The following is a 12425-nucleotide window of genomic DNA, read 5'->3' on the forward strand; positions in this document are numbered from 1 at the left end:
AGTCAGGGGTCCCGCACAACTGACGTTCACGCTACCGGCTGTGATGCATCGGCGCCACCCGAATTCTGGCAGCGCGGAGGCCTTTCAGCGCGCCTGACCCTGGGTGGCCAGGAAGCCCGCCACGCCGCGGACGAGTGCGTCGGCGTACTTCTGCCGGCCGTCCGGGGACTCCATCAGCGCCGAGTCGACGGGGTTCTTCATGTTGCCGCACTCGACCAGGATCGCGGGGTATTGCGCCAGGTTGAGGCCGGTCAGATCGGACCGTCCATACAGTCCGCCCTGGCCGATGTACGTCGACGGCGGGATACCCGCGGCCTGCATCTGGTCGCGCATGATCCGCGCGTACTGCACCGACGGGCCGGCCTGCACCTGGTTGAGGGGCGGTGCCGAGTAGTTGACGTGGAATCCACGGCCGGACGGCGGTCCGCCATCGGCGTGGATGCTCAGGATCGCGTTGGGGCGCAACGAATTGGCCACGTTGGCGCGCTCATCGATGCACGGTCCCAGGCCGGTGTCGTTGCCGCGGGACAGGGCGGTCCTGACACCCAGTGCTGTCAGTGCGGCGCGAACCCGCAGCGCCGTGTCCCAGGTGAACGTGTGTTCCATATAGCCGCTGTTGGTCGCGGTACCGCTGGTCTGGCAGTCCTTGGTGCCGCCGCGGCCGGTGGTGACCTGTCGGCTGATGGACGCGTCGTTGGCGCCGTTGTGACCGGGGTCGATGAAAACGACCATGCCGGCGATGCTGGACGGAACCCCCCATGCGTTCTGGGTCACCGCCGGGACGGCCAGGGTCCCCGCGGCAACCAGCATGCTGGCCGCCATTCTGATTCCGACACGCCTGCTCACTCGTTGGTCCACGGCGCAAAGGTAACCGCGCTCGGTCTACGCTGGGTGTTTCGAATCGCCCGACATCCACAGGCGAAACCAACTCGAGACCAAGATGCGAAGGGATCGTCATGCAACCCGGAGGCGACATGTCCGCGCTGCTCGCCCAGGCGCAGCAGATGCAGCAAAAGCTAATGGAGGCTCAGCAACAGCTTGCGAACGCCGAGATTCGCGGTCAGGCCGGTGGCGGCCTGGTCGAGGCCGTCGTGAAAGGCAGCGGTGAGGTCGTCGCGGTGAAGATCGACCCGTCCGTCGTCGACCCTTCGGACATCGAGACGCTGCAGGACTTGATCGTCGGCGCCATGGTGGACGCCTCCAAGCAGGTCACCAAAATGGCGCAGGAGCAGCTGGGTTCGCTGACCGCCGGGTTGACCGCGCCGCCGACGCCGCCCGCCCCACCCACCCAGATCCCGGGGCTCTGACCTACCTAGATGTTTGAGGGGCCGGTCCAGGATCTGATCGACGAGCTCGGCAAGCTGCCGGGTATCGGACCAAAGAGCGCGCAGCGCATCGCCTTTCACTTGTTGTCGGTTGAGCCGCCGGACATCGACCGGCTCACCGCTGTGCTGGGAAAGGTCCGCGACGGTGTCCGCTTCTGTGCGGTGTGCGGCAACGTGTCCGACGACGAGCGTTGCCGCATCTGCGGGGATCCGCGCCGGGACGGCTCACAGGTTTGTGTGGTCGAGGAACCCAAGGACGTCCAGGCCGTCGAGCGGACTCGCGAATTCCGGGGCCGCTACCACGTCCTGGGTGGCGCGCTCGATCCGCTGTCGGGGGTGGGCCCCGACCAGCTGCGGATCCGCGAGCTGCTCAGCCGCATCGGTGAGCGGGTCGACGGGGTGGACATCACCGAGGTGATCATCGCGACCGACCCCAACACCGAGGGAGAGGCGACGGCCACCTACCTGGTCCGGGTGCTGCGCGACATTCCCGGCCTGACCGTCACGCGCATCGCGTCCGGGCTGCCGATGGGCGGCGACTTGGAGTTCGCCGACGAGCTGACGCTGGGACGCGCGCTCACCGGCCGCCGGTCCATGGTCTGACCGGCCTTACTGCGCTGAGCCTGTAATTTTGCAGGCCCTTAGTCGCACTTTCTCTGCAGATTTACCGGCTCAGCGAATTCTCGGCTGACGCGCGGCCCGTCAGCTGGTCACGACGGCGAAGTTGTCGCTGGTCGCCCGCGCCTCTTCGAACGTCGCGGTCGAAACCTGCTCGTCGCGGCCCGCGCGGATCCCGCTGTCGTTGAGGTGCACCACGCCGGCGTCGGTGTCGATACCGATGACGACGACGAAGTGGTTTTCCTTGGTGCGATCGCCGGGCCGATTCCAGATGACGTTGTCGTTGAGGCCGACGATCACCTTCCGCCCGTGATCCAGATCGAGCGCCAACGTGTCGAGGTCGGGATGGAGAGCGTCGGCGTGGATGCCGTAGTGCGCCAACAGCGGGACGACGTCGCGATTGCTCGTCCGCCCGCCCGGGCGATAGATCGGCCCGTCGTGGGCCACGCTCGGGATGTTTCCCGCCGCCGCGTCGATCTCGTCCTCGCTGGGCTCGTGGCCTCTGATCTGGCCGATCACATCGGCCACCGCCATCTCCCCGCAGTCGAGCTGCTGTTGCTGGTAGCGCCAGTAGGGTGCGGCGTCGGCCGGGTCGCCGTGCATTCCGGCAGCGATGTGGGGGGCGGGGACGTCCGGGGCGGCGTGGGCGCCGGCGATTCCGACCTTCCCGCCCGCGATCAATAGCACCGCGAGGGTGCCAAGGCGTGCCTTGGTGGCCATGGCCGGTGTGGTGCCGGGCATGGGGACGACCCCTTTCTCGAGCCGCAGTGCGCGTCGGTGTCGAGAAAAGGGTTGGGTACGGCCCTCAAAGGAATCTTGCTGCGCAGGTAGCAGGCACGTTCGTCAGGCCTTGCTCAACTGGAATTGCCTGGTGAAGGTCTTGCCCGGCTCTCCGTTGCACGCGTCTGACGTCGTCGTCTGGCCTTCTCCGGCGAGCGTCACAGCATCGAAGCTGTAGTCGACGGTCACCGGAGCGGATTTGCCGTCCGGGCACGGCGCCTGGGCCGTCCCGTTGTGCGTCCATCGTCCGTTGGCGAGGTGGAATTCCCAGCTGATGACTAACGTCCCGCCGTCCTGCGAGGTCGCCCGGGTGCAGTCCGATCCGCACGGGGCGAAAAGCCAGGCGGTCGGTTTGTCGGTGTTCGCGTACAGCACGTTGTACCGACCGCTCGGGACTTCCAGGTCGGCCGTCGCCGGCGGTGACGACGCGATGAGCACGGCGATCAGTGCGACACCGGCGGCCAGTCTCGGGCGGATCTCGGGCATGTCAGCGCGCCGCCAGTCGTTCGCGGCGCAACAGGTCCACCTCGGGCAGCTGCAGCGGCGCCAGCTCGCCCACCACTTTGCCGAGCAGCAGGTCGGCCAGCTCCGGGTTGCGGGCCAGGCACGGCCCATGCATGTAGGTCGCGACGACGCTGCCCTGGACCACGCCGTCGAAACCGTCGCCGAGACGATTGCCCGCCCCCTTGACGACCGCGGCCAACGGAGCGGCGTCGGAGCCGAGCACGGTGCCGCCGCGGTGGTTTTCAAACCCGGTGAGCCGCTGGGTCAACCCCGCCAGCAGCGGCTTGCTGACCACCTCACCGATCGTGCGCGCAGCCTGCGGAGAGGTCGTCACGTCCAGCATGCCGACGCCGTCGACCCGTTCGCCCGACGACGTCTCGTACCAGTGTCCGAGCACCTGGACGGCGGCGCAGATCGACAGCACGGCCGCGCCGCGCTCGGCGGCGCGCTGCAGGCCCGGATACCTCTGCAGGTGCCGGGTGGCCAGCCGCTGTGCGTAGTCCTCGGCGCCGCCCAGCGTGTACAGGTCCAGGGAGTCCGGCACCGGGTCGTCCAGTGTGATCTCGACGATCTCGGCGGCGATGCCCCGCAGCAGCAGCCGTTGCCGCAGCACCACCGCGTTGCCGCCGTCGCCGTACGTGCCCATCACGTCGGGCAGGACCAGCCCGATCCGCAGCGTCGAGTCAGCCATGGCGGGCCAATGCTCGGTGCAGCTGCAGGAAGGCGGTGTAGTTGGCGACGACCTCCACGCGCCCCGGCGGGCAGGACGCGATGGCCGCCAGGGTGTCGTGCACCAGGGTGTGCTCGACGCCCGCGTACCCCAGGCGCACCGCCAGGTCGGTGCCGCGTTCGCCGGCGGCCACCACGGCCGTCTCTTCAAAGTGCTCGAATCGCACATCCCACAGCCACGACAGGTCCTCGCCGTCGGGCACCTGCCCGTTGACCGAGATGACCACCCCGGCGGCGTGCTTGTCGACCATCGACAGTGCTTCCTGCCAGCCGGCCGGATTCTTGGCCAGCAGAATCCGGGCGTCGTGTCCGCCGATGCGCACGGTCCGGTACCGGCCCGCAACCTCGTCCACCCCGGACACGGCTGCTACGGCCTTGGCGGGGTCGGCGCCCAGCGCGACGGCGGCCGCGACGGCCTGGGCGGCATTGCCCCGATTCACCGCGCCCGGCAGCGCCAGCCGCATCGGCAGGGCCAGCCCGTCGGGGCCGTACAACGTGCCCCCATCTTCTGGGTCGAACCACCACTGCGGGCTGGGCCGCTTGAAGTCGGCGCCCGTGGAATACCAGTGGCCTGCCAAACCAGGGGGGTCGCGGACGATCACCTCGCCGCTGCGTGGACAGCTCACCGAGTCGTTGGCCCACGCGCCGCCGGCGGCCACCCACACCACATTCGGGCTGTCGTAGGCGGCCGAGGTCATCAGCACGTCGTCGCAGTTGGCGATGACGACCGCGTTCGGGTGGCGGGCCAGGCCCGCACGCAGCGTGCGTTCGATCACGTTGATCTCGCCGACCCGGTCCAGCTGATCACGCGACAGGTTGAGCAGCACGATGACGCTGGGCTCGACGGCGTCGCAGACGTGCGGGACGTGCATCTCATCGACTTCCAGGACCGCGAGTCCGGCGTCGCGGTCGGCGGCCAGCGCGGCCACCAGGCCGGCGTCCATGTTGGCGCCTTCGGCGTTGGTGGCGACCGAGCCCAGCGTGCCGAGGGCGGCCGCGGTCATCCGGGTGGTGGTGGACTTGCCGTTGGTGCCGGTCACGACGACCGTGCGCCGACCCGCACCGAGCTGGCGCAGGATCGAGCGGTCCAGCGTCATCGCGACCAGGCCGCCGATCATCGCCCCGGCGCCGCGCCCGGTTAGCCGCGATGCCCACCGCGCGCTCGCTCCCGCGGCCAGCGCCAGACGTGCCCGGGTGGTAACCACCCGCGCAGTTTATGTGGCGCCAACCGGCGACACGACCGCGCAGCGACCCGGCGATGTCGGGCCGACGTGCCATTCTGTTGTTCATGAGCCCGGTAAATCCGACGCCCTGGGGCCGGCCGGTGAGCGACCCGGACGCGGGTTGGGCGGTCATCGACGTCGAGACCTCGGGTTTTCGGCCCGGTCCGGCCCGGATCATCAGCCTTGCGGTGCTCGGACTCGACGCCGAGGGCCGCGTCGAGCAATCCGTCGTCAGCCTGCTCAACCCCGGGGTAGACCCCGGTCCCACCCACGTGCATGGGCTGATCGCCGCCATGCTCGAGGACCAGCCGCAGTTCGGGGACATCGTCGGTGAGGTGAACCAGGTGCTGCGTGGCCGCACGCTGGTCGCGCACAACGTCGCGTTCGACTACGCCTTCCTGGCCGCCGAGGCCGAGCTCACCGGCGTCGAGCTGCCCGTCGACAGCGTCATGTGCACGGTCGAGCTGGCCCGCCGCCTCAATCTCGGCGTCGAGAACCTGCGGCTGGAGACGCTCGCCGCGCACTGGGGTGTCACCCAGGAGCGGCCGCACGACGCGTTCGACGACGCGATGGTGCTGACCGGCGTGCTCGCGTCCGCCCTCGATCGGGCGCGCGAACACGACATCTGGCTGCCGGTGCGCCCGGTCACCCGGCGCCGCTGGCCCAACGGCCGCGTCACCCATGACGAGCTGCGCCCGCTGAAGGCGCTGGCCTCCCGGATGCCCTGCCCGTATCTCAACCCCGGGCCGTACGTCCGCGGCCGACCGCTGGTCCAGGGCATGCGGGTGGCGCTGGCCGCCGAGGTGCGCCGCACCCACGAGGAGCTCGTCGAGCGGATCCTGCACGCCGGGCTGGCCTACACCGACATCGTCGACCGCGAGACGTCGCTGGTGGTCTGCAACGCCGCTGCCCCCGAGCAGGGCAAGGGCTACCAGGCCCAGCAGCTCGGCGTTCCGGTGGTGTCCGACGCCCAGTTCATGGACGGCGTGGGCACCGTGATCGGCGGCACCAGCATGGAGCAGTTCGTCGACGCCACGAGCGCCGACGACCAGCTGGCGCTGTTCTGATCGCCGGTGTCATTGTGTTGGCTCTCAGCAATTTCACGGCTTCATCTCAGCTTCTGAGCTGAGCCGACGGCGCGCCGGATTGTTACGCTTGGCTAGCCACTGCGGAGCGCGAACGCGTCCTGTGCGGCGCTCTGGGGGACAGACCTAACTACGGCGGCGATCACCGCATCCGGACATCGTCGATCGCATCAGTGAGGACATCGTTAGTGAGTGGGCGGTTGGCAGATTTCGCTGTCGATCGGCGAGTGTTGCTGATCACCGGTGTTGCGGTCGTCATCGGCGCCCTGTCCGCGGTGGTGGCTTGGTGTTTGCTTCAGCTAATCGGGATTGTCACTAATCTTGTTTTCTACCAAAGGTTTTCGGACGCCCTGGTGGCACCTGCAGCAAACCATCATCTGTGGTGGCTGATACTGGGCGCACCGATTGCCGGCGGTTTCGTCATCGGTCTGATGGCTCGGTACGGGTCGGATCAAGTACGCGGTCACGGCATGCCCGAGACGATCGAGGTGATCCTGATCGGCAGCAGCCGTGTCGAGCCCAAAGTTGCTGTGCTGAAGCCCATTTCGGCGGCCATCAGCATCGGCACCGGTGGCCCGTTCGGTGCGGAGGGGCCGATCGTCATGACCGGCGGCGCAATGGGCTCCGTGGTATCCCAATTCCTGCATCTGACCGCGGATGAGCGAAAGATCCTGCTCGCCTCCGGTGCCGCCGGTGGCATTGCCGCCACCTTCAATGCTCCGCTGGCATCCATCGTGTTGGCAGTCGAATTGCTGCTCTTCGAATTTCGGCCGCGAAGCCTGGTCCCGGTTGCCAGCGCGGTCGCAATGGCCACCATGCTGCGCATGTTCATTCTGGGCGCCGCACCGGTGTTCCCGGTGGAGGTGCGGATAACCGAAATCCACTGGGCCATCGACGCCTTGGCCGCTGTCATCGGGCTTGCCGGCGCCGCCGTGGCCATAGCCGCATCGCATCTGGTTTTCTGGGCCGAGAACGCGTTTCCGCGGCTGCCGATCCACTGGATGTGGTGGCCGGCGATCGGCGGTCTGATCATCGGGGTGGGTGGCCTGATCGAGCCGCGCGCACTCGGTGTCGGCTACAACGTGATCGATGCGCTTCTCACCGGGCAGGCCGGCATGTCGCTGATAGTCGGCATTCTCTTGGTGAAGACCACAATCTGGGCGCTGTCGCTAGGCTCCGGCACGTCGGGTGGTGTGTTCGCTCCGGTGTTCATGATCGGCGCCGCGCTGGGAGCTTTTGCCGGGCATTGGTTTCCGCATGTGTTTCCGGGATTCTGGGCGATATTGGGCTTGGCCGCCATGGTCTGCGGCCTCATGCGAGCCCCCTTCGCGGCAATTATTTTCACTCTCGAACTCACTCGAGCCTGGCCCGCGATGCTCCCGGTGATCATCGCCACGACGACCGCCTACGCCGTATCGGTTCTGTTGCTGCCGCGCTCGGTACTTACCGAGAAGATCACCAGGACTGGAATGCATCTGACTCGCGACTACACAACCGACCCCCTGGAAGCGTTCCGGGTCGTCGAAGTGATGCGGGCCGGACCGCCACCCACGCCGGCGGGCGGCACCGTTAGCGCCCAGGCCACCCTGCGGCACGCCGCGAACATTTTCGCCGAAACAGACGGCCTGCTTTCCCCAAGCCGCCGCGCAGTGCCGTTCGTCGCTGGGCCCGCAGTCGCGCGGCCCGCGCGGCCCGCGCGAGTTGACCCGGGGCAACGCCGGTCACCCGCGCGAGGCGCGGTTGACCGCCGACACCACCGCACGCAACGACGCGGTGGTGATCGACGGGGCGGTGCCGACACCCCAGACCGTGCGCCCGCCCACCGAGGCCTCGACGTAGGCCGCGGCCTGCGCCTCCTCGCCTGAACTCATCGCGTGCTCGGAGTAATCCAGCACGGATACGTCTAACCCGACGGTTCCCAGCGCGTCGACGAACGCCGCGAGCGGCCCATTGCCGGCCCCGCTGATCTCGGTCTCGGCGCCGTTGATCTTCACGGTCGCGACGATCCTGGTGGTGCCGCCGTCCTCCTCGGAGGCGTCGACGCGCTGTTTGATCCGCTCCAACGGCAGGATCGGCGCCAGGTATTCCTCGGAGAACGCATCCCACATCTCCTTCGGCGACACCTCGCCGCCCTCGCCGTCGGCGATCTTCTGGATCACCTGGGAGAACTCGATCTGCAGTCGTCGCGGCAGGGCCAGGCCGTGGTCGGCCTTCATGATGTAGGCCACCCCGCCCTTGCCGGACTGCGAGTTGACCCGGATCACGGCCTCGTAGGTGCGCCCGACGTCGCGCGGGTCGATCGGCAGATACGGCACCTGCCAGAGCAGGTCCTCGACGTCGGTGTCCGCGGCGTCGGCGTCGGCCTTCATCTGGTCCAGGCCCTTGTTGATGGCGTCCTGGTGGCTGCCCGAGAACGCGGTGTAGACCAAGTCGCCGCCGTACGGGTGCCGCTCGTGCACCGGCAGCTGGTTGCAGTACTCGACCGTCCGGCGGATCTCGTCGATGTTGGAGAAGTCGATCTGCGGGTCCACTCCCCGGGAGAAAAGGTTGAGCCCCAGCGTCACCAGGCACACGTTGCCGGTGCGTTCACCATTGCCGAACAGGCAGCCCTCGATGCGGTCCGCACCCGCCTGGTAGCCCAATTCGGCTGCGGCGACGGCGGTTCCACGGTCGTTGTGCGGATGCAGGCTCAGGATCACCGACTCGCGGTTGGCCAGGTTGCGGCTCATCCACTCGATCGAATCGGCGTAGACATTGGGGGTCGCCATCTCCACAGTGGCGGGCAGATTGAAGATGATCGGGTTGTCCGGCGTCGGCGCGATGATCTCGCCGACGGCGTCGCACACCTGCTTGGCGTACTCCAATTCCGTTCCCGTGTAAGACTCCGGCGAATACTCGAATCGCCATTGCGTGTCCGGGTATTTGGCCGCTTCTTCGATGCACTTGCGGGCACCCTCGGTCGCGATGGCCTGAACCGCAGCCCGGTCGGCGCGAAATACCACGCGGCGCTGCAGGATTGACGTCGAGTTGTAGAAGTGCACGATCGCCCGGTGCACGCCGCGGCACGCCTCGAAGGTGCGCTCGATCAGCTCCGGGCGGCACTGGGTCAGCACTTGGATCGTGACGTCGTTGGGAATGGCGCCGTCGGTGATGATCTCGCGCACGAAGTCGAAGTCGGTCTGGCTGGCCGACGGGAAGCCGACCTCAATCTCCTTGTAACCCATGCCAACCAGCAGGTCGAACATGCGGCGCTTGCGAGCCGGGCTCATCGGGTCGATCAGGGCCTGGTTGCCGTCGCGCAGATCCACCGCGCACCACAGGGGGGCACCGGTGGTGACGTTGTCAGGCCAGGTGCGGTCGGCGAGCCGGATGGGCTCGACTTCGTCGGCGAAGGGCCGGTATCGGTTGACCGGCATCGACGAGCCGCGCTGCGGATTCCACCCGGGCTGGCCCGGTCGGGGCGGGCCAGCGGGCTTTTTGACGGTGCGGGCCTCGGACGATGAATAGGTGTATGCGTCCGGTTTGGCGGGTTCGGAAAAGTTGGTCACGGTAATTGCTCCGGGGATGTCAGAAGGGACTTCAGACCGGCGCATCGCGAACACCCGCGGCGGGAGGCCGGTCTGGATCAGACCCCGTCGCGGCGTCCGAGAAGGAGCACCCGCTGCACGTTGTGCACTCTACCGCGATCGGCGCCCAGGCGAAAACTACGCTTGATCGAGCTCAAAACCGCAGGTTGCGATGCCCGCCATCGGGTCAAAAAACGAGATGCGCCGCCAGGTATCCTGTTGTGAACTTGAACCACGTCTGTGGGTGTGGAAGGGCAGAGAGAAACAGTGGCGCTGGTCGTACAAAAGTACGGCGGATCCTCGGTGGCCGACGCCGACCGGATCCGTCGTGTCGCGGAACGCATCGTCGAGACCAAAAAGCAGGGCAACGACGTCGTCGTCGTGGTCTCGGCGATGGGCGACACCACCGATGACCTGCTGGATCTGGCGCAGCAGGTGTGCCCGGTGCCGCCGGCCCGCGAACTGGACATGCTGCTGACAGCCGGCGAGCGCATCTCCAACGCGCTCGTTGCCATGGCGGTCGAATCGCTTGGGGCCCGCGCCCGGTCGTTCACCGGTTCCCAGGCCGGTGTGATCACCACCGGCACGCACGGCAACGCGAAGATCATCGACGTCACGCCGACCCGCTTGCAGTCCGCGCTTGCCGAAGGCGACGTCGTGCTGGTCGCCGGTTTCCAGGGGGTGAGCCAGGACAGCCGCGACGTCACCACGCTGGGCCGTGGCGGCTCCGACACCACCGCCGTCGCGTTGGCCGCCGCCCTGAATGCCGACGTCTGCGAGATCTACACCGACGTGGACGGCATTTTCAGCGCGGACCCGCGGATCGTGCCCAATGCCCGCAAGCTCGACACCGTGACCTTCGAGGAAATGCTCGAAATGGCAGCGTGTGGCGCCAAGGTGTTGATGCTGCGTTGCGTGGAATACGCCCGTCGCTACAACCTTCCGGTGCATGTCCGATCGTCGTACTCGGACAAGCTAGGCACCGTCGTTGTCGGATCGATCAAGGACATTGAAATGGAAAGCCCTCTTCTGACCGGAGTCGCGCACGACCGCAGCGAGGCAAAGGTGACCGTCGTCGGGATTCCGGACATCCCTGGGTATGCTGCCCGGGTCTTCCGCGCGGTCGCCGAGGCCGACGTGAACATCGACATGGTGTTGCAGAACGTGTCCAAGGTCGAGGACGGCAAGACCGACATCACGTTCACCTGCTCGCGCGACAGCGGGCCCACCGCGGTGGCCAAGCTCGACGCGCTGAAGGACGAGATCGGCTTCACGCAGCTGCTCTACGACGACCACATCGGCAAGGTGTCGTTGATCGGCGCGGGTATGCGCAGCCACCCCGGGGTTACCGCGACCTTCTGTGAGGCGCTGGCCGAGGTGGGCGTCAACATCGAACTGATCTCCACCTCGGAGATCCGGATCTCGGTGCTGTGCCGCGACACCGAACTAGACAAGGCCGTCGTGGCGTTGCACGAGGCGTTCGGCCTCGGCGGCGAGGAAGAGGCCACGGTGTATGCGGGGACGGGTCGATAGATGGTTGCCATTGGTGTAGCGGGCGCCACCGGCCAAGTGGGCCAGGTGATGCGCAATCTGCTCGAGGAGCGCAACTTCCCGGCTTTGAACGGTGGGGGTTCCGTGCGATTCTTCGCGTCGGCCCGCTCGCAGGGCCGCAAGCTGGAATTCCGCGGCCAGGAGATCGAGGTCGAGGACGCCGCGACGGCCGACCCGACCGGCCTGGACATCGCGCTGTTCTCGGCCGGAAAGACGATGTCGCTGGTCCAGGCGCCGCGGTTCGCGGCGGCCGGGGTGACCGTGATCGACAACTCCTCGGCCTGGCGCAAGGACCCCGAGGTGCCGTTGGTGGTCTCCGAGGTCAACTTCGACAGGGATGTCCGAGACGCCGGCTCCCTGCCCAAGGGCATCATCGCCAACCCGAACTGCACGACGATGGCCGCGATGCCGGTGCTCAAGCCGCTACACGAGGAAGCCGGGCTGCAGCGCCTGGTGGTCTCCAGCTATCAAGCGGTGTCCGGTAGCGGGGTGGCCGGAGTCGAGGAGCTGGCGACGCAGGCACGCGCGGTGATCGATCGCGCCGAGCAGCTGGTGCACGACGGGCGCGCGCTGGAGTTCCCGGCCCCGAAGACCTACGTCGCGCCGATCGCGTTCAACGTGCTGCCGCTGGCGGGTTCGTTGGTGGACGACGGCTCCGGGGAGACCGACGAGGACCAGAAGCTTCGCCACGAAAGCCGCAAGATTCTCGGCATTCCCGAGCTGCTGGTCAGCGGCACCTGCGTGCGCGTGCCGGTGTTCACCGGGCACTCGCTGTCGATCAATGCCGAGTTCGCCCGGCCGCTTTCGCCGCAGCGGGCGCGTGAACTGCTCGGTGCGGCGCCCGGCGTGAAAGTGGTCGATGTACCAACCCCGTTGGATGCTGCCGGTGTCGACGAATCGTTGGTCGGCCGGATTCGCCGCGACCCCGGGGTACCGGACGGGCGTGGCTTGGCACTGTTCGCCTCGGGGGACAACCTGCGTAAGGGCGCTGCGCTCAACACGATTCAGATTGCCGAGCTGCTGGCCGCCGAACTGTGACCCGCG

General features: G+C 67.6%; 11 protein-coding genes and 1 pseudogene. 6 read left to right on the forward strand and 6 right to left on the reverse strand.

The window, feature by feature from the left end; all coding sequences use genetic code 11:
• Nucleotides 1–84: 84 nt before the first annotated feature.
• Nucleotides 85–858: an Rv3717 family N-acetylmuramoyl-L-alanine amidase gene (locus tag G6N54_RS20420; RefSeq protein WP_197939546.1), complete on the reverse strand. Its 774-nt coding sequence runs from the start codon at nt 856–858 to the stop codon at nt 85–87.
• 98 nt (nt 859–956) lie between these two features.
• Here G6N54_RS20420 and G6N54_RS20425 point away from each other — a divergent pair, with 98 nt between their 5' ends.
• Nucleotides 957–1307 carry a YbaB/EbfC family nucleoid-associated protein gene (locus tag G6N54_RS20425; protein WP_163791650.1) on the forward strand — a complete coding sequence of 117 codons (351 nt, stop codon included), beginning with the start codon at nt 957–959 and terminating at the stop codon, nt 1305–1307.
• 9 nt (nt 1308–1316) lie between these two features.
• The gene (gene recR, locus G6N54_RS20430; RefSeq protein WP_163791651.1) at nt 1317–1928 is read left to right on the forward strand and encodes a recombination mediator RecR; all 612 of its coding nucleotides are present in this window, start codon (nt 1317–1319) and stop codon (nt 1926–1928) included.
• Between the two features lie 99 nt (nt 1929–2027).
• On the opposite strand, the gene G6N54_RS20435 is transcribed toward recR, so the two are convergent.
• The 4 genes from G6N54_RS20435 to G6N54_RS20450 form a co-directional block, all read right to left on the reverse strand.
• Nucleotides 2028–2684, reverse strand: coding sequence for a C39 family peptidase (locus G6N54_RS20435; protein ID WP_163791652.1), 657 nt, complete (start codon nt 2682–2684; stop codon nt 2028–2030).
• 102 nt (nt 2685–2786) lie between these two features.
• The gene (locus G6N54_RS20440) at nt 2787–3209 is read right to left on the reverse strand and encodes a hypothetical protein (protein WP_163791653.1); all 423 of its coding nucleotides are present in this window, start codon (nt 3207–3209) and stop codon (nt 2787–2789) included.
• Between the two features lies 1 nt (nt 3210).
• The gene (locus G6N54_RS20445; protein WP_163791654.1) at nt 3211–3918 is read right to left on the reverse strand and encodes a type 1 glutamine amidotransferase; all 708 of its coding nucleotides are present in this window, start codon (nt 3916–3918) and stop codon (nt 3211–3213) included.
• Nucleotides 3911–5161: a Mur ligase family protein gene (locus tag G6N54_RS20450; RefSeq protein ID WP_163791655.1), complete on the reverse strand. Its 1251-nt coding sequence runs from the start codon at nt 5159–5161 to the stop codon at nt 3911–3913. Before G6N54_RS20450 ends, G6N54_RS20445 begins: the two co-directional genes overlap by 8 nt.
• A gap of 83 nt (nt 5162–5244) precedes the next feature.
• Here G6N54_RS20450 and G6N54_RS20455 point away from each other — a divergent pair, with 83 nt between their 5' ends.
• Entirely contained in the window at nt 5245–6246 is a 1002-nt protein-coding gene (locus G6N54_RS20455) for a DEDDh family exonuclease (protein ID WP_163791656.1), read from the forward strand.
• A 488-nt stretch (nt 6247–6734) separates the two neighbouring features.
• A pseudogene (locus G6N54_RS30700) lies at nt 6735–7622 on the forward strand (chloride channel protein); the annotation flags it as partial.
• 363 nt (nt 7623–7985) lie between these two features.
• Here the strand turns inward: G6N54_RS30700 and leuA are convergent.
• Complete coding sequence (gene leuA, locus G6N54_RS20465) at nt 7986–9857, reverse strand: 2-isopropylmalate synthase (RefSeq protein WP_232072901.1); 1872 nt, start codon at nt 9855–9857, stop codon at nt 7986–7988.
• 240 nt (nt 9858–10097) lie between these two features.
• Here leuA and G6N54_RS20470 point away from each other — a divergent pair, with 240 nt between their 5' ends.
• Together G6N54_RS20470 and G6N54_RS20475 are read left to right on the forward strand one after the other, a co-directional pair.
• A complete protein-coding gene (locus G6N54_RS20470) occupies nt 10098–11363 on the forward strand; it encodes an aspartate kinase (protein WP_163791658.1) in 1266 nt (421 codons plus the stop codon).
• Entirely contained in the window at nt 11364–12419 is a 1056-nt protein-coding gene (locus G6N54_RS20475; protein WP_163791659.1) for an aspartate-semialdehyde dehydrogenase, read from the forward strand.
• Nucleotides 12420–12425: the final 6 nt, after the last annotated feature.

Origin of the sequence: Mycobacterium stomatepiae, assembly GCF_010731715.1 — a bacterium.
Taxonomy (GTDB): domain Bacteria; phylum Actinomycetota; class Actinomycetes; order Mycobacteriales; family Mycobacteriaceae; genus Mycobacterium; species Mycobacterium stomatepiae.

Bases quoted from the DNA above. Each gene is read 5' to 3' on its own strand.
- G6N54_RS20425 (WP_163791650.1), top strand. From the start codon at position 957: ATGCAACCCGGAGGCGACATGTCCGCGCTGCTCGCCCAGGCGCAGCAG.
- recR (WP_163791651.1), top strand. From the start codon at position 1,317: ATGTTTGAGGGGCCGGTCCAGGATCTGATCGACGAGCTCGGCAAGCTG.
- G6N54_RS20435 (WP_163791652.1), bottom strand. From the start codon at position 2,684: ATGCCCGGCACCACACCGGCCATGGCCACCAAGGCACGCCTTGGCACC.
- G6N54_RS20440 (WP_163791653.1), bottom strand. From the start codon at position 3,209: ATGCCCGAGATCCGCCCGAGACTGGCCGCCGGTGTCGCACTGATCGCC.
- G6N54_RS20445 (WP_163791654.1), bottom strand. From the start codon at position 3,918: ATGGCTGACTCGACGCTGCGGATCGGGCTGGTCCTGCCCGACGTGATG.
- G6N54_RS20455 (WP_163791656.1), top strand. From the start codon at position 5,245: ATGAGCCCGGTAAATCCGACGCCCTGGGGCCGGCCGGTGAGCGACCCG.
- leuA (WP_232072901.1), bottom strand. From the start codon at position 9,857: ATGCGCCGGTCTGAAGTCCCTTCTGACATCCCCGGAGCAATTACCGTG.
- G6N54_RS20475 (WP_163791659.1), top strand. From the start codon at position 11,364: ATGGTTGCCATTGGTGTAGCGGGCGCCACCGGCCAAGTGGGCCAGGTG.